Below are 23,794 nucleotides of genomic sequence, written 5' to 3'. Positions count from 1 at the left end.
CGGACGAGGGTCGCGGCTCTGGATGCGCAAGGTTCTGGATCTGCAAGGCTTTGGTGGTGCGCCGGTACGAAGTCGTCGGGTACCGCGTACCGGCGCACGGCTCAGGGGTGTGTCACGGCCGCAGGAGGACCTTCCCGACCTTCGGATCGCCGGATCCCGCCAGGTCGATGGCCTGCGAGAACTGGTCCAGTGGCAGCTCGTGCGTGACGAGCGGCGCCGGATCGAGCAGCCCGGCCCCGAAGACCCGCACCGTGTGCGCCCAGGCCGCGGGCGGTGCCCCGAACACGGTGTGCACCTCCAGCTGCCGTACGACGAGATCGGTGGGGTCGAGTCCGTCGGCGCCCGCGGCCGGGATGCCGGTGAGGACGAGCCGGCCGCCACGTCTGAGCAGCGAGGCGGCGGTGGTGGCGGCGGACGCGGACCCGGCGGTCTCGATGACGACGTCGAAGTCGTCCGGCAGCTCCTGGTCCCGGGTGCGGAAATCGGTGGCGCCGAAGGCCGTGGCGAGCTCCGCGCGGTCCCTGCGAGTGCCCACCACCAGCAGCTCCGAGGGCGAGCCCGCCCTCAGGAACTGGACGCCGAACATCCCGAGCGTGCCCGTACCCACGACGGCGACCCGCTCGCCGGGCCGTGCGTTCGCCTTGAGCGCGGCGGCGGCGATACAGGCCGCGGGCTCCAGGAGCGCCGCCGCCGTCAGGTCGGCATCGTCCGAGAGGGCGTGCAGCAGCCGGGCCGGCAGAGTGAGCGTGGTGGCCATGGCGCCGGGCTGGGTGAAGCCCGTCTCCTCGTAGCCGGCCGTGCACAACGTTGTCTCGCCCACGTGGCAGCGGTCGCAGACCTGGCAGTTCCTGAAGCCCTCGCCCACCACTTTGCGGCCGACGAGGGAGGCCGGCACCCCGGAGCCCACCGCCTCGACCGTGCCGGACCACTCGTGGCCGGGCGTGAGCGGGTAACGGACGTACCCCTCGGGCCGGTTGCCCTGGTAGACCTCGCGATCGCTGCCGCAGATCCCGACGGCGTGGACGCGGACGAGCGCCTCCCCGGCGGCGGGCTCACGAGGGATGTGCTCGACCAGCCTGTGCTCGCCGGGCGCCTCGACGACGACGGCATTCCTCACTGCTGGGTGCCCTTCGGCTTGCGCTGCTCCCAGCCCTCGGCCCACAGGTCGAACCGGGCCTGCTGCTGCGGGAATTCGGCAGCGGCGTCGACGTCGAGCTCGACTCCGAGGCCCGGCGCGTCCGAGAGATGAAAGTACCCGTCGACGACCTGTGGAGCGCCCTTGACGACCTTCTTGATGTCGGCGTCGGCGAAGTCGTTGAAGTGTTCCAGGATCTTGAAGTTCGGCGAGGTGAAGCCGACTTGGAGAGAGGCCGCGGTCAGGACCGGTCCGCCCACGTTGTGCGGAGCCACGAGCATGTAGTGGGTCTCGGCGGTCGCGGCCAGCTTCCGGGTCTCCCAGATGCCTCCGATGTGGCCGACGTCGGGCTGGATGATGTCCACGGCCTGGCTCTCGAAGAGCTCACGGAACTCGATGCGGTCGTGGATCCGCTCACCGGTGGCGACCGGGATGTCGACCTTCGCGGCGACCTTCTCCAGTGCCTTGAGGTTCTCGGGCGGGCAGGGCTCCTCCAGCCAGGCGGGCTTGAAGGGGGCGAGGTCCTTGGCCAGCCGTACGGCGGTGGAGGGGGAGAAGCGGCCGTGCATCTCCAGCATCAGCTCGGCGTCCGGACCGATGGCGTCCCGGACGGCCTCGATGAGGGAGACGGCGTAGAGGGACTGCTCGTGGTCGAGCTCGAAGTGCCCGGTGCCGAAGGGGTCGATCTTGAGCGCACGGTACCCGCGCTCCATGACTCCCCGGGCGGCCTTGTGGTACGCCTCGGGCGTCCGCTCCGTCGTGTACCACCCGTTGGCGTACGCCTTGACCTTGTCGGTCACCTTGCCGCCGAGGAGCTGCCAGACCGGCACGCCGAGCGCCTTGCCCTTGATGTCCCAACAGGCCATCTCGATCACGGCGATTCCGGACATCACGATCTCGCCGGCCCGGCCGTAGTCGCCGTACTTCATTCGCTTGACGAGGTCCTCGGCAGCGAACGGGTCCGACCCGAGAATGTGGTTGGCCTCTGCCTCGTGCAGATAGCCGAGCAGTGCGTCGGTGTGCCCCAGCATGCGCGTCTCGCCCACGCCGGTGAGCCCCTCGTCCGTGTGCACCTGGACGTAGGTCAGGTTGCGCCATGGCGTTCCGACCACATGCGTGCTGATTCCCGTGATACGCACGTCAGCTACTCCCTAGGCTTTCTGCTTGTTCGAAATTTCGGCCCACGTTCGAAATGCTGGCTCGACGGTAAGGACGACGTGGTCGGAGTGTCAATGGGTCGGGTGGTCGAACAAGAAACGTTTTCGATGTGACGGCCAGTTACCCACGGGTTCCGCCGTAGGTGTCCATGTCGGCCTTGTGGGTGAACCCGTGTCCGACGAGAGGTTCGGCCGTCCGGCCCCGCGCCGTCGTCCCGCCGTACGGGCGGTGCAGGTGGGGATCGTGGATCCTCGGGCGGTGTCCGCGGGGCGATGTGCGGACGTCCCGGACCGCGCGTCCGCGCCGCCGGACCGGACCCGCGGCAGGGGCGAGACGCGCCGCCCCGATCCGCCGCCCCACCAACTCCTGCCATCGGTCGCGTTATTGAACCGTGACGACTTCCCGTTGCAGGACCCTTGACCGCTGGGAATTGTTAGCGCTCACAATGACCTCCGCATTCATCGATCGATGCCTGCCGGCATCCAGGGGGGTACGAGCGACGTGTCGGCGGTGCTTCCACTCGTTCCACCTGCCCGTTGTCGCGGGAATGTGCGCTATCCCGGTCTGACCCCGGCTGCGCGCAACCGTCCGCACCACAGGTCCCGTCTGTCAGCGATCGCCAAGGAGGTGCGGCCGTGAACCACTTGCAGCTTCGGCCGCCCACCATGGCCGACGTGGCCCGTCTGGCCGGAGTGTCCCACCAGACGGTCTCCCGTGTCCTGGGGGATCACCCCAATGTGCGGGAGGCGACGCGGGCCAAGGTGCTGCACGCGATCGAGGAGATGGGTTACCGCCGCAACTCCTCCGCGCGGGCCCTCGCGACCAGACGCACCCGGACCCTGGGTGTGGTCTCGGCCAACACCACGCTCTACGGGCCGGCCAGCACGCTGTTCGCCCTGGAGGAGGCGGCGCGTGCCGAGGGGTACACCGTCTCGACCGTCAGTCTGCGCAAGTTGGTGGTGGAGACGCTGTCCGAAGCCCTGGACCACCTCAGCGAGGGCGGGGTGGAGGGGGTGATCGCCCTCGCCCCCCAGCGGTCGGCGGCCGAGGCTCTCGCCGAACTCCGGCACCCCTTCCCGGTGGTGGCCGTGGGCACCGGGTCCGGAGCCGAGATCCCCAGCGTCAACGTGGACCAGCAACTGGGTGCGCGGCTGGCCACCGGTCATCTGCTGGCCGCCGGCCATCGCACGGTCTGGCATCTCGCCGGGCCCGAGGACTGGCAGGAGGCGGTCGACCGGACCGTCGGCTGGCGGTCGGCCCTCGAAGCGGTGGGGGTCGAGCCGCCGACACCGCTGCGGGGGGACTGGAGTCCGCTGTCGGGCTACCGTGCGGGCCAGGAACTGGCCGGCTGGGTGGGCCGCGGACTGACCGCGGTCTTCGTCGCCAACGACCAGATGGCGCTGGGGGTGTTGCGGGCACTGCGCGAAGCGGGGGTGCGCACTCCCCAGGACGTCGCGGTGGTCGGCTTCGACGACATCCCGGAATCGGAGTACTTCGCCCCGCCGCTCACCACCGTCCGCCAGGATTTCGCGGCGGTGGGCCAGCGGAGCATCTCCCTGCTGCTCGATCTGATCGAGGGCCGGTCCCCCTCCGGGACCCAGGGAATCTTCATCGAACCCCAGCTCGTCGTCCGTGCCAGTACGTTTCCGCACGGGCCTCAATCGGGGGACGCTCTCGACTGACGCGGCGCCAGCGGTCACATTCGCACACCAGTGTGATCGATATTTCGAATAGTGATCGACAGGCTGGACGCAGTGGGGTCGGTCCATCAAGTACCAGGGCTCAACGAGTACCGGCGGTCCGTTCCCGGACCGGCTCTTCAAAGGAGAAGAAACATGCTCAACAGGAGAAACTTCCTCACCGCCGCGGTCGGCGTCGCGGCCGCGGGCACCCTGGCGGCTTGCGCCAAGGAGGACAAGGGGTCCACCGGCACCTCCTCCGGCGGCAGCAAGACGATCACCCTCGGCTTCTCCCAGGTCGGCTCCGAGAGCGGCTGGCGCAGCGCCAACACCGACTCGGTGAAGGCCGCGGCCAAGGAGGCGGGGTACAACCTGAAGTTCTCCGACGCCCAGCAGAAGCAGGAGAACCAGATCTCCGCCATCCGCAGCTACATCGCGCAGAAGGTGGACGTCATCGCCTTCTCCCCGGTGGTCGTCACCGGCTGGGACGCGGTGCTCAAGGAGGCCAAGGCGGCGAAGATCCCGGTGGTTCTCACCGACCGCTCCGTGGAGACCTCCGACGACTCCCTCTACGTGACCCTGGTCGGCTCCGACTTCACCGACGAGGGCCGCCGCGCCGGCAAGATCCTGGAGAAGGTGCTGGAGAAGGCCGGCCACAAGGGCCCGGTGAAGATCGCCCAGCTGGAGGGCACCACCGGCGCCGCCCCGGCGATCGAGCGCGCCAAGGGCTTCAAGGAGGTCATGGACGCCGACCACAAGGACGACTGGAAGATCGTCGTCAGCCAGACCGGTGACTTCACCCGCGCCGGCGGCAAGCAGGTCATGGCGGCCTTCCTCCAGTCCAACCCGGACATCAACGTCCTGTTCGCGCACAACGACGACATGGCCATCGGCGCCATCCAGTCCATCGAGGCGGCGGGCAAGAAGCCCGGCAAGGACATCCTGATCGTCTCGATCGACGGCGTGAAGGACGGCTTCGTCGCCATGTCCGAGGGCAAGATCAACGCCATCGTGGAGTGCAACCCGCTGCTCGGCCCCCAGCTGATGGAGGTCGTGAAGACGGTCCACGACGGCGGCTCGGTCGAGCGCTGGATCAAGACCAAGGAGGGCGACTTCATGCAGGACCAGGCCAAGGCCGCCCTCCCGACCCGCAAGTACTGACCGACCGCACCCACCGGCGGGGAGCCTTCGGCCGGCCGAGAACGCCTCGGCCGGAAAGGCTCCCCGCAGGCCGGGCCCGCAGCGGGCCTGAACCGATTCCACGAGGAGCGCTGCCATGGCAGAGCCGCAGCCCGTCCTGGAGATGACGGGCATAGTCAAAGAGTTTCCGGGGGTAAGGGCTCTGTCGGGCGTCGACTTCCGCCTCTTCCCCGGCGAGATACACGCCCTGATGGGCGAGAACGGGGCCGGAAAGTCCACCCTGATCAAGGTGCTGACCGGGGTCTACACCCTGGACGGCGGCACCGTCACCCTCGACGGCAAGGCCGTGCGGATCGACAGCCCGCTCCAGGCGCAGCACGCCGGCATCAGCACGGTCTACCAGGAGGTCAACCTCTGCCCCAACCTGTCGGTGGCGGAGAACATCTTCATCGGGCGGGAACCGATCCGCGCGGGCCGCATCCAGTGGAAGCGCATGCGCAGCGAGGCGGCGAAGCTCGTCGACCGTCTCGGCCTCGACATCGACGTCACCGCGCCCCTGTCCTCGTACCCGTTGGCGGTGCAGCAACTGGTGGCGATCGTACGGTCGGTGGGCACCGGAGACAGTGACGGCGAGGGCTCCGGAACCAAGGTCCTGGTCCTGGACGAACCGACGTCCAGCCTCGACCGCGACGAGGTCCTCGAACTGTTCCGCCTGATGCGGCAGTTGAGGGACGAGGGCGTCGCGATCCTGTTCGTGTCGCACTTCCTCGACCAGATCTACGAGATCTGCGACCGCATGACCGTCCTGCGCAACGGCACCCTGGTCGGCGAGCACATGGTCCGCGACCTCGACCAGGTCGGGCTGATCGAGCTGATGATCGGCAAGGCCCTGGACCAGCTGGAGGAGCTCCACGACCAGCAACTGCACGCGGACGTCGGCGAGTCACTGCTGAAGGCGCAAGGCCTCGGCAGGAACGGCGGTATCGCCCCCTTCGACCTGGAGATCAAGAAGGGCGAGGTCGTGGGCCTCGCCGGTCTGCTCGGTTCCGGCCGTACCGAACTGGCCCGGCTGCTCTTCGGCGCCGACCAGCCGGACAGCGGCACGCTGGCCGTCGGCGGAGAGGCGGTCTCGATGAGCGCCCCGAACGACGCCATCGGCGCCGGTATCGCGTTCTGCTCGGAGAACCGCAAGACCGAGGGCCTGGTCCCCGACCTGACGGTGCGGGAGAACATCATCCTCGCGCTCCAGGCGGCCCGCGGCTGGACCCGGCCCATTCCTGCGGCACAGCGCGACGAACTCGTCGCCAAGTACATCAAGGCGCTGGACATCCGGCCCGCCAACCCGGAGGCCAGGGTCGGCCAGTTGAGCGGCGGAAACCAGCAGAAGGTGCTCCTCGCCCGCTGGCTCATCACCCAGCCGAAGCTGCTGATCCTGGACGAGCCGACCCGCGGCATCGACATCGGCGCCAAGACGGAGATCCAGAAGCTGGTGGTCTCCCTCTCCGAGGACGGCATGTCCGTGCTGTACATCGCCGCCGAGCTGGAGGAGGTGCTCCGGCTCAGCCACACCATCGGAGTGCTGCGCGACCGCAAGCTGGTGGCGCAGCTCACCAACGGGCCCGAGATCACCACCAGCAAGATCCTCGAGACCATCGCGAGCGGAGAACACCAGTGACCACCTCCTCCCGCTGGCGAGCACTGACGCGCCATCACCTGTTCTGGCCGGTCGCGGTCCTGGTTGCCCTGGTGCTCGTCAATGTCCCCTTCACCCCCGACTTCTTCGCGATCCACATGACGAACGGCCACCTCTACGGCAGCCTCGTCTCCATCGTGCTGTTCGGCTCGCCCCTCATCCTGGTGGCGGTCGGCATGACCCTGGTCATCGCCACCGGCGGCATCGACCTGTCCGTCGGCGCCGTGGTCGCCATCACCGGGGCCCTGACCTGCTCGTACATCAGCGACCAGGCCGACCAGGGCGCCCTGTCCGGCGTGCTGCTCGCGATGGGCCTGGGCCTGGTCGCGGCGGTCGTGTGCGGCCTGTGGAACGGCTTCCTGGTCGCCCGGATGGGCATCCAGCCCATCATCGCGACCCTCATCATCATGGTGGCGGGCCGAGGCGTGGCCCAGCTGATCACCGACGGCCAGATCATCACCATCAACAGCGACCCGTACCAGCTGATCGGCGGCGGCTACTGGCTGACGCTGCCCTTCTCCATCTTCGTGGTGGCGGCCGTCGTGGCCGTCACCGTGGCGCTGACCCGCCGTACGGCCCTCGGCCTGCTCGTCGAGGCGGTCGGCGGCAACGCCGAGGCCAGCCGCCTGGTGGGCATCAGGTCCCGCCGTATCAAGATCATGGTGTACGTGTTCTGCGCCCTGTGCGCCGGTATCGCGGGCCTGATGATCAGCTCCAACACCTCGGCGGCCGACGGCAACAACGCCGGCCTGTGGATCGAGCTCGACGCGATCCTCGCCGTGGTGATCGGCGGCACCTCACTGCTGGGCGGCCGGTTCTCCATCGGCGGCACGGTGATCGGGGCCCTCGTCATCCAGACCCTGACCACCACGATCTACACCATCGGCGTACCGACCCAGACCAACCTGGTGTTCAAGGCGGCCGTCGTCATCGTCGTCTGCCTGCTCCAGTCCCCGAAGTTCCGCGCCAAGGTCTTCGGCGCCCGCGCCCGCGCCGCCGCTCCGGCCCAGCCCGCCGCGGAGCCCGAGGCCGCTCCCAAGATGGAGGTGTCGTGATGAGTGCGACCACCCGGACCCCCACGACGCCGGAGAGCCGCACCACGACCAGGTCCGCGCGCCTGCTGGGCGACCGGCGGCTGCCCGTCCTGGTCACGGCCGGTCTGTTCCTCGCGATGTACGTCGCCGGCCTCAGCCGCTACCAGAACTACGGCTTCGGCGAGCCCCAGGTGTTCCTCAACCTGTTCATCGACAACGGATACCTGCTGGTCGCCGCCGTCGGTGCCACCTTCGTCATCATGTCCGGCGGCATCGACCTGTCCGTGGGCTCCGTGATCGGCTTCACCACCATGCTCACGGCCTGGCTGGTGGAGGACGTGGGGCTGCCCCTGCTCCTGGTCATCCCGATCTCCCTGGGCGTGGGCGCGTTCGGTGGCTTCCTCATGGGCTACGTGATCCACAACTTCGAGATCCAGCCCTTCATCGTGACGCTCGCCGGCCTCTTCCTCTTCCGGGGTCTGTGCCTGGTGATCAGCAAGGAGTCGATCGCCATCACCGACTCGGCCGTGAGCAGCCTGGCCGAGACACGGATATCGCTGGGTGCGGGAGACCTGTCGATCGGTGCCGTCGTGGCTCTGGTCGTCCTGGCCGCCGCCTTCTACGTCCTGCACTACACGCGCTTCGGGCGCCGGGTGTACGCCATCGGCGGCAACGAGCAGTCAGCCCTGCTGATGGGTCTTCCGCTGGGACGTACGAAGATCGCGGTCTACACGATGAGCGGCTTCTGCTCCGCGCTCGCCGGCCTCCTCTTCGTGCTCTACATCCAGTCCGGTGACCCGTTGCACGCCGTGGGCATGGAACTCGACGCGATCGCCGCGGTGGTCATCGGCGGCACCCTGCTGACGGGCGGCTCGGGCTACGTCCTGGGCACCCTCTTCGGGGTCCTCGTCCTGGGCCTGATCAAGAGCATCATCCAGTTCGAGGGCACGCTCAGCTCCTGGTGGACGAAGATCGCCACCGGTGTGCTGCTCTGCGCGTTCATCCTGATCCAACGGGTCATGACGACCCGTAAGAAGACCTGAGCCGAGGGGGACGCGGACCGTTCCGGCGTTCTTCGCAAGTCGGTTTGCGCGCGATGCGGCGGATCATCCTCAATCCGCCGCGCCGGAACGGCCGGTCCCCACAGAACCTTCACCAAGGAACCTGGGAATCGCGCCCGCAGGGCACTTAATCTTCCCGCGACATGGACTATTGCGACCCGTGCCGACGGCACCTCAACGGCGCCCTCGCCTGCCCGGGGTGCGGCACCTCGATCGAAGCACTGCGCGCGTACACACCCCACGTACCGACCCAGGCCCAGCCCCAGGAGCCTCCGGTGGCCCCGGCCTACGCGGCGTACGCGGTCGAGGGGCAGTACGGCGACGCTTCCCTCGCGGGGGACGCCCACGCGGGTGTGTACGGCGGCCACGGGATGGCCGGGGCGTACGGCATGGATGCGACTTCTCAGTACGGCGGAGGTGGCGACGAGGTCACGCCGTACGGCGGAGGCGGGCACGCCCCCACCTCGTACGGCCCCGGTGACGGGGGCGGGGCGGGGTACGGCGGCGACGCCCAGGGCGGCGTGGCCTACGGCGGGGACGGTCGCGTGGCCGCCCCTCGCGCGGACGATCCGGCGGGTGGTGGGTCGGCGGAGACCGGGGCGGGCTACGTCTCGACCGGGGCCGACACCGGCTCCGGCACGGGTCTTGAGGGAGACGCCGTCGGCGTCGACCGCGATGCGAGCGGCAGCGTGGCCGAGGGTACGGCGGAGCCGACCGGTGGCCGGGCCTCGCGGCGGCGCGCGCGTGGCCGTGGTGCGGAGAGCGTCGACGGTCCCGCCCCCTCCGCGGAATCCGAGGACGCCCTCGCCGACGAGTACGACGAGGGCGACCCCGACGACCCCAGCGGCGGAGCCAGCCGCCGCGATCGCAAAGCGGCAGCGCACCGTCGGCGTCGACGCCGAACCCTGCTGATCGCCGCCGGTTTCGTGCTCGCGGCCGGTGGTCTGAGTCTCGCGGAGCTGGGCATGGACGCCCCGGGATCCTCCCCCAAGCCGGCCGCGGCGGGCGGGGAGTCGGCCGAGGGCGGCGCCTCCCCGGAGGCGAGCGCGTCGGCGTCGAGGAAGACCGACTCCGGCGGAACCGTTCCCTCGGACTCGGCTTCCCCGTCGACCTCCGCGTCCCCGTCGCCCTCCGCGTCCAAGAGCGAGGACGCCGACGCGAGCAAGAGCCCCGACACCCAGTCGGCGACCGGCAAGCCACCCGCGTCGCCCCCCGCCGCCACGCCCACGTCCACTAGCGGCGGCTCGGCCCCCACGGCCACCCCCACCACCGCGGCCCCGAGCCCGGACCCGTCCCCTTCGGAGTGCGACCGCTTCCTGTGGTGGTGCACGTAGGGGCTTCGCCGGTGGGACGTCGGGGCGGTCGTCGCCGACCGCGCCCGATCGCCGGGCAACCGGCGTCCGTCGCCGCGGATGCCGGTTCGACCGAGTGGGCCCGCGCCGGGGATCGTCTACCCGGCGGAGGGGACCGGCCCCGCTCACGGTCAGTGAGGGCGAACGCATCCCCGACCTCGTGCGAAGGGCTGTCGGCCGCCCGCCCCCGTCACGCGTCCCGCATCCGCCGCAACAGGTCCCGCAGTGACTCCCGCTCCTGCGGGGACAGCCCCGCCAGCGGCTCGCGCGCGAACCGCAACCCCTCGCGCAGCTCCCGGGCCACCTGCAGCCCCGCCTCCGTCGCCGCCGCCACCTTGACCCGGCGGTCCGCGGGATCGGGGCGCCGCTCCACCAGTGCGCGGGCCTCAAGGCGGTCCACTATCCCGGTGACGTTCGACGGCTCGCACTTCAGTTTCTGGGCCAGTTTGCGCATGGGCAGCGGCTCCAGGGACAGCAGACTCAACAGCCGCGCCTGCGCTCCGGTGAGGGCGTGCTCCGCGGCCGCGTCCTCGTAGTCCGAGTAGAAGCGGGCCACCACGTCCCCGATGAGCTCCACGACTTCCATCGTCAGCGCGTCGGGCCGGGTCTTGTGAGGAGTGGGCATACGCTCAGGATACCCCTTTACTTGACAACCTGAAATATTCAGGAGCATGGTTGTTTAAGGCACTGAAGTAAATGGAAAGGTCGCAGGCATCATGATCAACCGCGAATGGCACCTCGTCTCCCGCCCGGTCGGCTGGCCCAAGCCCGAGGACTTCGCCCTGGTCGAAACCGAGGTCCCGACCCCCGCTGAGGGCCAGATCCTGGTCCGCAACAAGTACCTCTCCGTCGACCCGTACATGCGGGGCCGCATGAGTGCCGCGAAGTCGTACGCCGCGCCCTTCGAGCTCGGCAAGGTCATGCAGGGCGGTGCGGTCGGTGAGGTCGTGGAGTCCAACGCCGAGGGCATCGCCGTGGGCGACCACGTCCTGCACTTCTTCGGCTGGCGCGAGTACGCGGTCATGGACGCGAAGCACGCCGTCAAGGTGGACGCCGACGCGGCCCCCCTCTCGACGTACCTCGGTGTCCTCGGTATGACCGGTCTCACCGCCTACGCCGGCCTCCTGCGCACCGCCTCCTTCAAGGAGGGCGACTCGGTCTTCGTCTCCGGTGCCGCGGGTGCCGTCGGCAGCCAGGTCGGCCAGATCGCCAAGCTCAAGGGCGCCTCCCGGGTCATCGGCTCGGCCGGCTCCGACGAGAAGGTCAAGCTGCTCGTCGAGGAGTACGGCTTCGACGCGGCCTTCAACTACAAGAACGGCAAGGTCAGCGACCAGCTCCGCGAGGCCGCCCCGGACGGTGTCGACGTCTACTTCGACAACGTCGGCGGCGACCACCTGGAGGCCGCCATCGGCTCCCTCAACCTGCGCGGCCGGATCGCGATCTGCGGCATGATCTCGGTGTACAACAACACCGAGCCCGCCCCGGGCCCGCGCAACCTCGCCCGTCTGATCCAGACCCGCGGCCGCATCGAGGGCTTCCTGGTGGGCGACCACTACGACCTCCAGCCTGAGTTCGTCTCCGAGGTCGGCCCGTGGGTGGCGTCCGGGAAGCTGAAGTACCGCGAGACGGTCGTCGAGGGCATCGAGAACACCCTGGAGGCGTTCCTCGGGGTCCTGCGCGGCGACAACACCGGAAAGATGATCGTCAAGCTCTGACATCTTCAAGAGGTTTCCGTCATGCGGTAACTTCTTTCCGAATCCCGCCGTCGATCGTGGGCGCGAGTCGCGGTGGACCGAGGAGGAAGACAACCGCATGCCGGAAATCCAGCAGTCCGACGTCCTGTACACCGCCGTCGCCACCGCAGAGAACGGTCGCGACGGCCGGGTCGCCACCGACGACGGCAGGCTCGACGTGGTCGTCGGCCCGCCCAGGGAAATGGGCGGCAGCGGCAACGGCACCAACCCGGAACAGCTCTTCGCCGCCGGGTACAGCGCCTGCTTCCAGGGCGCCCTCGGTGTCGTCGCCCGCCAGGAGAAGGCCGACATCTCCGGCTCGACGGTCACCGCGAAGGTCGGCATAGGCAGGAACGCCGACGGCTTCGGCCTGATCGTCGAGATCTCGGCGACCGTCCCGAACGTCGACCCGCAGACCGCCCGGGCCCTCCTTGAGAAGGCCCACCAGGTCTGCCCGTACTCGAAGGCGACCCGCGGGAACATCTCCGTGACGCTCGCCTGACGGAGCTCGTTGGTCGTACGAGGCAGGGCCCGCACTCCTGGACGTGGGGTGCGGGCCCTGTCCTTCTCACACCGCGAGAGCCGCCCGGTGCACGGCCCTCACGAACCGCTCGTTCTCCGGCGCGGCCCCTCCCGGGAACGCCATCCGGCGGCGGGTGTAGCCGTAGGCGAGACCGCTGCGGGGGTCGGCGAAGGCCTGGGAGCCGCCCGCGCCGCTGTGGCCGAAGGAACCGGCGCCCAGGAACGGGTGCCACATGTCGGCCGTGGCCTGGAAGCCCAGGCCGTAGGACTTGTGGGCGCGGGCCACCAGGTCGTAACCGGCGGAGTGGATCTGGCCCACCTCCGCGATCGTGTCCGGCTTCAACAGGGGCGGCCGGTCGGCCACTTCGCTGATCGCCGCCGCGTACATCCCGGCCAGGCCCCGCGCGGCCGCCACCCCACCCGCCGACGCCGGCCCTTTCGCGCGTACGGCACGGGAGTTGGCGTAGTCCACCAGGTCACCCGGGTCCGGCACCTGCTGGTTGAAGGCGATCGCGGCCAGGGTGTGCGGGCCCGTCGGTGTCGCGTCCAGCAGGGCCTGCTGCGTGGCCGTCGGCACCATCGGCTGCACCGAGCGGTAGCGGGGCTCCAGGGACTCGGGCAGCCCCAGATGGAAGTCCAGCCCGTACGGGGCCCGGATCCGCTCCTCGTACACCTCCTGGAGCGTCCGGCCCGTGGCCCGCCGTACGATCTCGCCGGTGAGCGCGCCGATCACGAGCGCGTGGTAGCCGAAGGCCGTGCCGGGGCGCCAGAACGGTTTCTGGTCCGCGAGCCGTTCCGCCACCGCCCGGTCGTCCGACAGCTCCTGCGCGGTGAAACCGCCGTCCAGCCCGACCACCCCGGCCCGATGCGCCAGCAGATCCCGCAGGGGCAGTTGCCCCTTGCCCTCGGCGCCGAACTCCGGCCAGTAGTAGGTCACTTTGCGGTCCAGTTCCAGCGTGCCCTCCTGGACGAGGAGCGCCACCACCAGATGCGCGGCCCCCTTGGTCGACGAGAACACGCCGTACAGGGAGTCCGGTCCGACACCCTCACCGGCCCACAGGTCGACGACCCGCTTGCCGTGCACGTAGGCGCTCAACTGCCCCTCGTAGTCGGGCCGTTCCCCTGCCACGAAAGCGGCGAACTCCTCGCGCACCGGCTCGAAGCCGTCCGCGACGGTGCCGTGGATCTCCTGCGTCATCCGCTCTCCTCAACCTCAGCCGCTGCTCGCGTGCGCCATGGTGAACAATGCCCGCCCGACCTGGGCGAACTCCCCCTTCGGGTGATCCCGGAAGAGCGGCTCGGTGCCGAACAGGACGGCTCGCGGGGCACTGACGACCGATGCCCGCCCGGCCGCGGCGGCGGGACCGCCCGAGCCGTCCGACAGGGGCCGCCAGTGCCCGGAGACCAGCGGATTCCCGGTGGTGTACGACTGCTCGACCCGCACCCCCGGTCCGAGGTCGGTGAACCACACCGGCGCGTAGACGAACCCGTGATCCGGGGCCCCGGCCGTCACCGAGCCCGAATTCACCACGCGCACCACGCCGTTGGCGTCCCCGTTGCCCTCCACCGGCTTCGCGGCCAGCAGCCCCGTGTCCGCGCCCAGCGCGGCCCCGACGGCCCCGCGCCCGACGAGCCCGTGCCCGGCGCCCAGGAACGCGTCCAGGGCCGTACGGGCCCCGCTGGTGAGGGCGTCGCGGTCCAGCCCCGCCGACACGAACAGCACGTCCACCGACGACCAGTCGAAGCCGGCGTTCAGGACAGCCGTCGAGACCGGCGTGACCTCGAGGTTCATCTCCCGCAGCGCGAACAGCTCGCCGGGGGTCACGGCGGCGGCCACGCGGGTGCGACGGAGCTCGGTCGTGCCCTTGTGCCTCGTCGCGTCGAAGACCACGTCGTGGGTGCGAGCGGCTTCCACGGCGAGGGCCCGCGCCGAGGCGGGCACGATCGCACCGCCGTCGGCGGCCCGCCGTACCGGAACGCCCTGCTGGAGAAGCGAGTTGAGCGCCGCGATCTCCTGGGGGTCGGTCAGCCGCAGCCGCAGGTCGCCGCGCGGGGCCACCCGGCCGACGTGCGCGACGGCCCGGACGGGCGTCAGGGGAGCACCGGGCAGGCTCCCGGACGTCACCGGTGCGACCGGCGCGCCCCACAGCCGTCCCAGGCTCCAGCCCGAGATGTCGTACATCACGGAGACCTTGTCGCTGATGTCCCGGCCGTCCGCGAGCAGCACGTTCGCCAGGCCCCGCTTGGGCTGGCGCATGTCGACGACGTACGAGCCCTTCGGGTACGTCCGTCCGCCCAGCCGGACGGCACGGTTCGCGCGCCCGACGCGGACGTCGTTGGCGAGGAGATGGCCGACGAGACGGGCCGCGGCCGTCGAGCCCGCCGGAATCACGTACGCGCGCGGGAAGTCGGTGGTGTACACGTCCTCGGGCCCGATCCCCGGCACCCCGGGGACCGTCTCCTTCGACACCTGTACCTGAGCGGCCCCCGCCGCCCCGCGCCGGAAGATCTCGATCTGGTCGGCGATCAGCGACGTCCGCCGCTCCCGCACGAAGTCGAGCGTCGCCGTGACGGCCGCCCCCGCGACGGCCGTGTTGATCGCGGACCGGCGCCGCAGCTCCGCCACGGGCAGGCTGTCGTAGAGGGAGTTGTTGACGGCCAGCGGGATCTCCACCGTGTGCGCGGCGACCGCGCCGTGGAAGGCCGCGTACTGCGGGGTGAAGATCGGCGGCCAGTCGTCCCAGCCCTCCTCCTGGTCCCGGAAGGGGATCTGCGCGGGCTCGACACCGTCCTTCGCGGGCGTGTAGCCGAGGCCGTTGACGGCGGCCTCCATGCCGAGCGCGTTGGCGTAGGTGTTCTTCAGGAAGAGGTCGTACTCGTAGTTCTCGCCGTGCGGGGGAGTGGTGGGCTCGATGAGCGTGCCGTTGACGTAACCGTGCAGGTCGAGCATGGCGGCCGGCTGCTTGTCGATCTCGATCTGCCGCATCGCCCGCGTCTCGGGCTGCGAGGCGGTCACGAAATCCCGGTTCAGGTCGAAGCCGTTGGCGTTCGCCCGGGTTCCGGCGATCCGGCCGTCGGGGTTGGCGGTGATGTTGAAGTACAGCCGCGAGTGGGCGAGCAGGTCCTTCGTACGCGCGTCCCGGGCCGTCGCGAGCCGCTCGATGATCTTCAGGGAGGCGTCCGTGCCCTCCCACTCGTTGCCGTGGATGTTGTTGTTGAAGAACACCGGCGCCTTGTAACCCGCCGTGATCTCCCGGGACTTGGCGGCGGTCGCGGGCGCGTTCTCGATGAGCTCGCGCATCCGCTCCTGGGCGCGGGTCCGGGCGGGGGTCTCCGGGGCGGTCACGGTGACGAGGTAGAGCCGGTGCCCGCCCGCCGAACGCCCGGCGACCTCGACGCTCACCCGGTCGCCCAGCCGCTGGAGGGCGTTCAGCTTCGGTGCGATCGCGTGGTACGGAGTGAGACCCAACTTGAGCGATTTGTCAGCCGGGTTCACGGGGGCGGGGGTGAGGACCTGCTCACGGGGATAGCCGCGGGTGGTGTCGGTGAAGCCGGTGGTCGGGGCGGTGAGCGACCGTCGGGCGGCGCTCTCCGGGGCCCGGGCCGGACCCTGGTCCCGGGCGCTCTCGCGGGTGGGGGGCTCGGGGTCCGCGGTCGCGCTGTTCGGGGTGAGCAGCAGTGCGCTCGTGAGGGCGATGAGCAGGACGGGTCTCGCAGGAACGGTTCTCGTGGTGGGCACGCGTACCTCCTGAGGGGCTTCCTGAGATCGGTACGGCGAGATGTACCTGTTCGACTCAACCGCAACAAGAGGGAGTTCGTGGCGCGGATGCCCCGGATGGCGCAACTCGGGTGTCCGGACCGGGTGTCCGGACCGGACCTGCGGCCGTGTCCGCGGGCCCGAGGGTCACCCGATAGGGTGCGGGACATGCGTGATCTCGGGGCGGGCTTCCACTATCTCCTGAAGGGCCAGCGGTGGGTGGCCCGGCACGGCAAGCAGTACGGCTTCGGACTGGTCCCGGGCCTGATCACCCTGGTGCTGTACGTGGGCGCTCTGGTGGCCCTGGCGACCTGGGGCGAGGACGCGGTGTCCTGGGCGACCCCCTTCTCCGACGACTGGTCGAGCCCGTGGCGGGGCCTGTTCCGGGGCTTCCTCACCGTTGTCCTGTTCGCGTTGGCCCTCCTCCTGGCGGTCGTGACCTTCACGGCGGTCACCCTCCTCATCGGCCAGCCCTTCTACGAGAACCTCTCCGAGAAGGTCGACCGGGACGTCTCCCCGGACGGCACGGCCCCCGAGTCCGGTCTGCCGCTGTGGCGCGAGCTGTGGATCTCGGCGAGGGACAGCCTGCGTATCGTCGTCCGGGCCCTGCTGTGGGCGGTCCTGCTCTTCGCCCTGGGCTTCGTCCCGGTCGTCGGCCAGACGGTCGTCCCGGTGATCGGCTTCTTCGTCACCGGCTTCTTCCTCACCGAGGAACTCACCGCGGTCGCGTTGCAGCGCCGAGGCGTCGACCTCCGGGCCCGCCTCACCCTGCTCCGCTCCCGCAAGACCCTCGTCTGGGGCTTCGGCACCCCCCTCGGCCTGTCCTTCCTGGTCCCCTTCGTCGCGGTGTTCCTGATGCCGGGCGCGGTGGCGGGGGCCACGCTGATGGCACGGGAACTGCTGGGGGAGGAGACCCGGGACGGGGCCGAGGAGCCGGAGGGGTCCGACGAGTCCGACGGTGAGCCCGTCTCCGGTTAGCTCGGAACCTGAGACGACGGTCCGCCCGGCGACGGTCCCTCGCCGAGTCCCCGGTGGCGGAGCGGGACACTCAGATGATCGGGTACGCCTACGCGGCCCGGATGCCGACCCTCTTCGCGGGCGGCACGGTCTCGAAATCCTCGAACTCGCCGTGGACACGCCCCAGCGCGGCGGTACCGGCTCCCGGCTCGTCCGGGCCATGCAGGACCGCGCGCGGCACGCCCAGGACGTGGAGATCACCGTGCCGACGCGCAGGGCCGCCGACTTCTACCGCCGCCTGGATTTCACCGAGGCGGCGACCTACCTCAAGTGGCCTTCTCCACCGCCACCACCAGAATCGCCCGCACCTGCGCGATGATGTCCAGCCGGTTGCGCACGAACCCCGGGTCGGTCACCGTCCCTGTCGCCGGATCCGTGTTCCCTGCCCCGAACTCCAGCACAGGCGTGTGCACATGGCCGCCCGGCAGTACGCCGTGCAGCCCCAGCCGGTCCCGCAGCAGCGTGGCCCGGTACGCGATCTCGTTGGAGAGGTAGTCCCCGCCGCCCCCGGCCCGTGCCGTGGACCCCGGGCTCGGTCCGTCCGGGCGGACGACGGGCTCGGTCCCTCCCGCCGGGATCTCGGTCACGCTCGTGTGGTCGTAGACGGGGAAGCGCCCGGTGTCCGCGTCCACGATCGCCTTGTACGGCAGCGTCGTCGTGGTCCATTGCGGCTGCGAGCCCGGATCGGTGACCGGAACCGTGCCCGTCACCCCGACGTTGTCGTTGTCCGCGAACCCGCCCCGCCAGGCGCCGTTGGTCCGCTCGACGTCGAACCGCCCCACCCGTCCCTGACTCACGGTCGTGAAGAGATCCACCCGCTTCAGATACGGCCTCAGCGCCTGTTCCACGGTCTGGTCCGTGAAGTCCTGCCACCGCACCGGGAACACGACGGTCTCCACCCGCGCCGGCCCGTCCGCCGTCTCGATCACCGTCCCGTCGAGCGCGAGCGCACTCGCCCCGGACGGATTCGAGATCCGTATGTCCCGATCCAGCGTGAACGGATCGAACCCGGTGACGAGCACCCGCTTCAGCCGCTCACCGGCCGGATACCGCACGGCCGTCTGCCCCCGCGAGGTCCGCTCCAACTCGTCCAGCAAGGTAGCGCGTTGCCCGTCCGACAGCCCGAACGACGGCTCCCAGGCCCGCACCTCACGCGTCATCCCCAACCGCGCCCAGTACAGGGGCCGGTCGTCGTCCCGGCTCAGATCCCCACCGGCCGGCCCCCGCCCCTGCGCGCGGTCCACCGCCCGCTTCCACAGCGCTGACCCCTGCCGTACGACGACCTTCCGCGCCTCACCGTAGGAGCGCGCCGACCCGAGCGCCCGCGCGAAGCACGTTGATACGGCGTCGAATCCGGACCGTTCGAGGATCTCCCGCGGCACGGCCTGGTCGAGCCGCCGCTCCTCCACCGTGGGCGAGGGTGCGGTCGCGGCCGCCGCCGGGCTCGCGGGGGCCACCGGGCCCGCCAGCAGGGCCAGTCCGAGGATGCCGATCCGAACACGTAGGGATGTCAAGGGAGTTCAGGTCCTTCCGTCGCTGTGGGGCGCGAGTGGTACCGGACGACGGCAGTATCGCGTGCGGGAAGTGGTCTACGCCATGGGTGGCGAGGTGCGCGGAATCCGCCCCGCCGCCTCCCGCAGCGCCTCCACGAACGCCTCCACGGCCGGCGTGACAGACCGCCCTCGCGGTGTCGCCGCGTACACCGCCCGCGCCGGAGCGCCCTCGTCGAGCACCGGGAGCAGCACGACGTCCGGCCGTACGGACTCCGCGGCGAGCGCCGGGACCAGCGTCACCCCGAGCCCGGCGGCGACGTAGCCCTGCTTGGCGGTCCACTCGCCGACGACATGCGCGATCCGCGGCCGGAAACCCTGCCGCAGGGCCGCGTCGAGAAGCGTCCCCTCGGGCCGCGGGCTCCCGGAGATCCAGTCGGCGTCCGCGAGCCGCCCGAGCCGCACCGGCCCGCCGCCCTCGTCCACCAGCGGATGCCCGGCCGGGACGGCGACGTACAGCGACTCGTCGAGCAGATGGCTCAGTTCGTACGCCGACAGGGGCGCCCCGCCGGTCGTGGAGACGATCGCGAGATCCAGCCGCCCCTCGGTGAGCCGGTCCAGCAACGACGGCGTGAGCCCCTCCTCGCGGGAGACCCGCACGCCCGGACGGCGGGTGCGGAAGGTGCCGAGGGCGTGCGGGACCAGGGCCGCGTCCGCCGTGGGGAACGCCCCGAACCGCAGCCGCCCGCCCACCCCTTCACGCAGCGCCGCCAGCTCGCGCGCGGCCCCGTGCAGCGCCCCGGTGACGGTCTGCGCGTGCGGCACGAGCACCCGCCCCGCCTCCGTCAGCCGCACCCCCTGGGCAGCCGGTCGAACAGCGGCGACCCGCCCAACGCCCCCTCCAGCGCGGCGATCTGCCGGGACACCGCCGACTGCGTCCAGCCCAGCGTGCGCGCGGCCACGGTGAACGACTCGTGCCGGGCGACCTCCAGGAAGACCCGCAGCCACACGGTGGCGAGGTCGGGAGGAAGAGCCTTGCGATGCGAATTCGGCATGACCGCCATGCTGGACATTCGCTTGTCGCATCGCAAGGCCGGACCTGGCGTCGACGGCATGCAGATCACCCTGGACAACCCCGCCGGCGCGCCCCAGCCTTTGAGCCCCTACTACTCCCAGGTCGCCCGCGTCGAACAGGCCGACGGCAGCGCCCTGTTGTTCGTCTCCGGGCAGATCGCCGAGGGCACCACGCTCGCCGAACAGTCCCGGGGCGTCTTCGAGACCCTCACCGCGCTGCTGGCGGCGCACGGCGCGAGCCTGGCCGACATCATCAACATCCGCACCTACCTCACGGACATCTCCGAGTTGGAGCAGTACGGCGCCGTACGACGGGAGTTCCTCACCGGCACCCCGCCCACCAGCATGACCTTCGAGGTGCCCCGGCTCTTCCGGCCCGAGGCGCGGATCGAGATCGAAGTCGTGGCGGCGGTGCCGGCGAGCGGGTGATACTGCCGCCCATGAAGGCAGCCAACCTGGGCGTTCTCTTCCTGGTCGAGCTCGGTGCCCTGGCGGGTGCCGCCTACTGGGGGTTCACCCGGGACGTCGGCGCGCCCTGGCTGCTCGGCCTCGCCGCACCGGCCGTACTCGTCGCCCTGTGGGCGCTGTTCGGCTCGCCGCGCGCGAAGTACAAGGCGAGTGGGGCCGGTCGCGTCGGCTTCGAGCTGCTCTGGTTCGGGGCGGGCGCCGTCGCCCTGTTCGCCGCCGGGGCCCACGTCTGGGCGTTCGCCCTCGCCGTCGTCTGTCTGCTCAGCAAGACACTCGCTGTCGTCCGGAAGCAGTGACCCTCACTCCACCGTCTCGCCCAGCAGCCGCAGGAAGTCCCGGAACGCGCCCGGCATGTCCACCGACTCCGGGTCCAGCAGCCACTGGTACTGGAGTCCGTCCATGACCGCGACCAGCAGCGGCGCGGTGCGTTCCGGGCTCAGCCCGTTGGGGAGGCGGTCGCCGTACTCCGTGCGGAGGGCCACCGCCATCGACGCGCGCACCCGGCTGTAGCGGTCGGTGAAGTACTCCCGTGCCGGATGCCCCTCCGTGACGCTCTCGCCGAGCAGCGCCGAGAAGGTCTGGATGATGCCGGGCCGCATCGCGTTGTACTCGACGAGCGAGGCGAGCAGGTCGACGCGCCAGCTGCCGTTCGGCACCGCGTCCCACCTGTCCCGCTCCTCCAGGACCGCGACCAGCAGCGCGTCCTTCGTCGGGAAGTGGTGCAGCAGCCCCTGCTGGGTCAGCCCGACCCGCTCGGCCACCGCGGCGAGGCTCGCCCCCCGGTAGCCGCGCTCGGCGATGACCTCCAGGGCCGCCCGGATGATCTCGGCCCGGCGTTCCCCGCTTCTGGTCCTGGCGCTCATGGCGTCACCGTACGACATGCCACCCAGCTGAAAATAACGGCAAGATGACGAAACCTACCGCTCGCCAGGTAATCGGGGCACGATGAGAGGACCGCACGGACTTCAACGAGGAGGCACCGCCATGGCGGCACCCGAGGGACCCGAGGGCACCACCCCCGCCGACCAGGCCCGTGAGGCGGCCGTCGAGGCGGCACTCGCCGCGCTCGACCTCGACGCGAAGGCGGCGCTCCTGGCCGGCCAGGACATGTGGACCCTGCCCGCGTTTCCCGAGATCGGCCTGGCCTCCTTGGTCATGTCCGACGGCCCGATCGGCGTCCGGGGCGTGCGCTGGAGCGCCGACGACCCGTCGATCGCCCTGCCCTCCCCGACCGCGCTGGCCGCCACCTGGGACCCCGCCCTCGCCCGCAGGGCCGGCCGGCTGCTCGCCCAGGAGGCCCGCCGCAAGGGCGTCCACGTCCTGCTCGCCCCCACCGTCAACCTCCACCGCTCCCCGCTCGGCGGCCGGCACTTCGAGGCCTACAGCGAGGACCCGTACCTGACGGGACGGATCGGTGCCGGGTACGTCACCGGCGTCCAGGAGGGCGGGGTCGGCACCACCGTCAAGCACTTCGTCGCCAACGACGCCGAGACCGACCGCTTCACGGTGAACAACCTGGTCTCCGAACGCGCCCTGCGCGAGCTCTACTTGGCGCCCTTCGAGCACATCGTCGAGAACGCCCACCCGTGGGGCATCATGACCGCCTACAACACGGTCAACGGCACGACGATGACCGAGCACCACCGCCTCGTCAACGAAGTCCTGCGCGGGGAATGGGGCTTCGACGGCTACAACGTCTCCGACTGGATGGCCGCCCGCTCCACCAAGGGCGCCATCGAGGGCGGCCTCGACGTCGCCATGCCCGGCCCGACGACCGTCTACGGCGAAGCCCTCGCCCGGGCCGTGCGGGACGGCGAGGTCGAGGAGAGCGCGGTCGACACCGCCGTACGCAATGTGCTGCGGCTCGCCGCCCGCGTCGGCATCCTGGACGGCGCCGAACCCGTCGTCACCGACCTCCCGGACACCGTCGACGGCACCGGGCTGGCCCGCGAGATCGCCCGCCGCGCCTTCGTCCTGGTCCGCAACCAGGGGGCGCTGCCGCTGAAGGCCGGCACGGTCGCCCTCATCGGCGCCGCCGCCAGGGACGCCCGGGTCCTCGGCGGCGGCTCCGCCACCGTCTTCCCGGACCGTGTCGTCTCCCCGCTCGACGGCCTCAGCGCCGCCCTCCCCGAGGGCACCCTCACCTACGTCGTGGGCGCCGACCCCAACACCGAACTCTCCGTGGCCGACAAGGGGTTCAGCCTCACAGCGGTCTGCCGTGACCCGGCCGGAGAGGTCATCGGCACGGCCTCCGCCCCCAACGGCCACATCCAGTGGATGGGTTCGGACCTGCCCGAGGGCGTCACCCGCGACCGCCTGCACACCGTCGAGCTGACCGGCACCTTCACCCCGCGCGAGAGCGGCGCCCACACCTTCGGCATCAAGGGACTCGGCCCCTTCAAACTGGTCGTCGACGGTACGACGTACTACGACGACGTCCAGAGCACCGACAGCGACGACCCCTTCATCACCTTCTTCGGCGCCCCCGAGCCCCGCGCCCGGGTCGAACTGACCGCGGGCGAGCCGGTCGAGATCTCCCTGACCTACGTCGTCGTCCTCCCCGAGGACATCCCGATGAAGGTCATCGCCTTCACCCTCGCCCACCAGGACCCCCAGCGCGACCCCGACGAACTGATCGCCGAGGCCGTCGAGGCCGCCCGCGCCGCCGACACCGCAGTCGTCGTGGTCGCCACCACCGAGCGCGTCGAGTCCGAGGGCTACGACCGCCGGGACCTGACCCTGCCCGGCCGGCAGGACGAACTGGTCCGCGCGGTGGCCGCCGCCAACCCGAACACCGTCGTGATCGTCAACTCCGGCTCCCCGGTGGAGCTGCCCTGGCGCGAGGACGTCGCCGCCGTCCTGCTCGGCTGGTTCCCCGGCCAGGAAGGCGGCGCGGCCCTCGCCGACGTCCTGACCGGCGCCCACGAGCCCGGCGGCCGCCTCCCCACCACCTGGGGCACCCTGGCCGACGCCCCGGTCACCCGGGTCACTCCGCAGGGCGGCGAACTCCCTTACGACGAGGGTGTGTTCATCGGATACGCGGCCTGGGAGAAGGAGGGCCGCACCCCGGCCTACCCCTTCGGCCACGGCCTGGGCTACACCGACTGGACCTACGAGTCCGTCGAGGTCCGCGGCACCACCGTCCGGGTCCGGCTGCGCAACTCCGGTGCACGCCCGGGCCGGGAGGTCGTCCAGGTCTACCTGGCACCCGCCGAACCCGACGCCGAGCGTCCGGCCCGCCGGCTCGCCGGGTTCGCGGGGGCCGAGGCCGGCCCCGGCGAGAGCGTCGAGGTCACCGTGGAAATCCCGCGCCGGGCCTTCGAGATCTGGGACGAGAAGACCTCATCGTGGGTGTATGTGAAGGGTTCGTACGAAATCCAGGTGGGGCGCTCGATCGGGGACCGCAGGGTCACCGCGACGATTAACGTCTCATCGTAGAGGGCAGAGCCCTCACACAAGCAGCCCCGGCCCGGGACCTGAC

20 protein-coding genes and 1 pseudogene are annotated in these 23,794 nt (G+C 70.8%); 12 read left to right on the top strand and 9 right to left on the bottom strand.

Annotated elements, in window-relative coordinates:
• Nucleotides 1–112 precede the first annotated feature (112 nt).
• Together H293_RS0101660 and H293_RS0101655 are read right to left on the bottom strand one after the other, a co-directional pair.
• Complete coding sequence (locus H293_RS0101660; protein WP_020116146.1) at nt 113–1,117, bottom strand: zinc-dependent alcohol dehydrogenase; 1,005 nt, start codon at nt 1,115–1,117, stop codon at nt 113–115.
• A complete protein-coding gene (locus H293_RS0101655) occupies nt 1,114–2,274 on the bottom strand; it encodes a mandelate racemase/muconate lactonizing enzyme family protein (RefSeq protein ID WP_020116145.1) in 1,161 nt (386 codons plus the stop codon). The genes H293_RS0101660 and H293_RS0101655 overlap by 4 nt, the downstream gene beginning before the upstream one ends.
• 654 nt (nt 2,275–2,928) lie before the next feature.
• Here H293_RS0101655 and H293_RS0101645 point away from each other — a divergent pair.
• The 6 genes from H293_RS0101645 to H293_RS0101620 all read left to right on the top strand — a co-directional run bounded on the left by H293_RS0101645 (nt 2,929) and on the right by H293_RS0101620 (nt 10,234).
• Nucleotides 2,929–3,975, top strand: coding sequence for a LacI family DNA-binding transcriptional regulator (locus H293_RS0101645; protein WP_020116143.1), 1,047 nt, complete (start codon nt 2,929–2,931; stop codon nt 3,973–3,975).
• A 153-nt stretch (nt 3,976–4,128) separates the two neighbouring features.
• Nucleotides 4,129–5,133 carry an ABC transporter substrate-binding protein gene (locus tag H293_RS0101640; protein WP_020116142.1) on the top strand — a complete coding sequence of 335 codons (1,005 nt, stop codon included), beginning with the start codon at nt 4,129–4,131 and terminating at the stop codon, nt 5,131–5,133.
• A 115-nt stretch (nt 5,134–5,248) separates the two neighbouring features.
• Nucleotides 5,249–6,787, top strand: a complete 1,539-nt coding sequence (locus H293_RS61300; RefSeq protein ID WP_020116141.1) for a sugar ABC transporter ATP-binding protein — start codon at nt 5,249–5,251, stop codon at nt 6,785–6,787.
• Nucleotides 6,784–7,860 (top strand): ABC transporter permease, encoded by a 1,077-nt coding sequence (locus H293_RS0101630; protein WP_020116140.1) that lies wholly within the window; start codon nt 6,784–6,786, stop codon nt 7,858–7,860. The genes H293_RS61300 and H293_RS0101630 overlap by 4 nt, the downstream gene beginning before the upstream one ends.
• The gene (gene yjfF, locus H293_RS0101625) at nt 7,860–8,882 is read left to right on the top strand and encodes a galactofuranose ABC transporter, permease protein YjfF (RefSeq protein ID WP_020116139.1); all 1,023 of its coding nucleotides are present in this window, start codon (nt 7,860–7,862) and stop codon (nt 8,880–8,882) included. The genes H293_RS0101630 and yjfF overlap by 1 nt, the downstream gene beginning before the upstream one ends.
• Nucleotides 8,883–9,043: 161 nt before the next feature.
• Nucleotides 9,044–10,234 (top strand): SCO2400 family protein, encoded by a 1,191-nt coding sequence (locus H293_RS0101620; RefSeq protein WP_063746905.1) that lies wholly within the window; start codon nt 9,044–9,046, stop codon nt 10,232–10,234.
• A gap of 208 nt (nt 10,235–10,442) precedes the next feature.
• On the opposite strand, the gene H293_RS0101615 is transcribed toward H293_RS0101620, so the two are convergent.
• The gene (locus H293_RS0101615; protein WP_020116137.1) at nt 10,443–10,877 is read right to left on the bottom strand and encodes a MarR family winged helix-turn-helix transcriptional regulator; all 435 of its coding nucleotides are present in this window, start codon (nt 10,875–10,877) and stop codon (nt 10,443–10,445) included.
• A gap of 91 nt (nt 10,878–10,968) precedes the next feature.
• Here H293_RS0101615 and H293_RS0101610 point away from each other — a divergent pair, with 91 nt between their 5' ends.
• Both H293_RS0101610 and H293_RS0101605 read left to right on the top strand, forming a co-directional pair.
• A complete protein-coding gene (locus H293_RS0101610; protein WP_020116136.1) occupies nt 10,969–11,967 on the top strand; it encodes an NADP-dependent oxidoreductase in 999 nt (332 codons plus the stop codon).
• Nucleotides 11,968–12,064: 97 nt separating this feature from the next.
• The gene (locus H293_RS0101605) at nt 12,065–12,487 is read left to right on the top strand and encodes an organic hydroperoxide resistance protein (protein ID WP_020116135.1); all 423 of its coding nucleotides are present in this window, start codon (nt 12,065–12,067) and stop codon (nt 12,485–12,487) included.
• Between the two features lie 66 nt (nt 12,488–12,553).
• Here H293_RS0101605 and H293_RS0101600 read toward each other — a convergent pair whose 3' ends face one another.
• Nucleotides 12,554–13,705 (bottom strand): EstA family serine hydrolase, encoded by a 1,152-nt coding sequence (locus H293_RS0101600; protein WP_020116134.1) that lies wholly within the window; start codon nt 13,703–13,705, stop codon nt 12,554–12,556.
• 15 nt (nt 13,706–13,720) lie between these two features.
• Entirely contained in the window at nt 13,721–16,246 is a 2,526-nt protein-coding gene (locus H293_RS0101595) for a M14 family zinc carboxypeptidase (RefSeq protein ID WP_020116133.1), read from the bottom strand.
• A 186-nt stretch (nt 16,247–16,432) separates the two neighbouring features.
• Here H293_RS0101595 and H293_RS0101590 point away from each other — a divergent pair, with 186 nt between their 5' ends.
• Nucleotides 16,433–17,242: an EI24 domain-containing protein gene (locus tag H293_RS0101590; RefSeq protein ID WP_020116132.1), complete on the top strand. Its 810-nt coding sequence runs from the start codon at nt 16,433–16,435 to the stop codon at nt 17,240–17,242.
• An 88-nt stretch (nt 17,243–17,330) separates the two neighbouring features.
• Here H293_RS0101590 and H293_RS59780 read toward each other — a convergent pair whose 3' ends face one another.
• From H293_RS59780 to H293_RS52490, 3 genes and pseudogenes are all read right to left on the bottom strand, one after another.
• Nucleotides 17,331–17,462 carry a hypothetical protein gene (locus tag H293_RS59780; protein ID WP_020116131.1) on the bottom strand — a complete coding sequence of 44 codons (132 nt, stop codon included), beginning with the start codon at nt 17,460–17,462 and terminating at the stop codon, nt 17,331–17,333.
• Between the two features lie 85 nt (nt 17,463–17,547).
• On the bottom strand, nt 17,548–18,795 hold the full coding sequence (locus H293_RS0101580; RefSeq protein WP_020116130.1) for a pyroglutamyl-peptidase I: 1,248 nt from the start codon (nt 18,793–18,795) through the stop codon (nt 17,548–17,550).
• A 75-nt stretch (nt 18,796–18,870) separates the two neighbouring features.
• A pseudogene (locus H293_RS52490) lies at nt 18,871–19,826 on the bottom strand (LysR family transcriptional regulator).
• A 58-nt stretch (nt 19,827–19,884) separates the two neighbouring features.
• On the opposite strand from H293_RS52490, the gene H293_RS0101570 reads away from it, so the two are divergent.
• Together H293_RS0101570 and H293_RS0101565 are read left to right on the top strand one after the other, a co-directional pair.
• Entirely contained in the window at nt 19,885–20,274 is a 390-nt protein-coding gene (locus H293_RS0101570) for a RidA family protein (RefSeq protein ID WP_028807450.1), read from the top strand.
• Between the two features lie 11 nt (nt 20,275–20,285).
• Nucleotides 20,286–20,609 carry a YrdB family protein gene (locus tag H293_RS0101565; protein ID WP_020116126.1) on the top strand — a complete coding sequence of 108 codons (324 nt, stop codon included), beginning with the start codon at nt 20,286–20,288 and terminating at the stop codon, nt 20,607–20,609.
• A gap of 3 nt (nt 20,610–20,612) precedes the next feature.
• Here H293_RS0101565 and H293_RS0101560 read toward each other — a convergent pair whose 3' ends face one another.
• A complete protein-coding gene (locus H293_RS0101560; protein ID WP_020116125.1) occupies nt 20,613–21,194 on the bottom strand; it encodes a TetR/AcrR family transcriptional regulator in 582 nt (193 codons plus the stop codon).
• A gap of 103 nt (nt 21,195–21,297) precedes the next feature.
• Between H293_RS0101560 and H293_RS0101555 the strand changes: the two genes are divergently transcribed.
• Nucleotides 21,298–23,751, top strand: a complete 2,454-nt coding sequence (locus H293_RS0101555; RefSeq protein WP_020116124.1) for a beta-glucosidase — start codon at nt 21,298–21,300, stop codon at nt 23,749–23,751.
• Nucleotides 23,752–23,794 lie beyond the last annotated feature (43 nt).

The sequence above is a fragment of the Streptomyces canus 299MFChir4.1 genome (genome assembly GCF_000383615.1).
GTDB lineage: Bacteria > Actinomycetota > Actinomycetes > Streptomycetales > Streptomycetaceae > Streptomyces > Streptomyces canus_C.
Note: the sequence above shows the minus strand (reverse complement) of the source record. Positions and strands in the feature narration are given on the sequence as shown.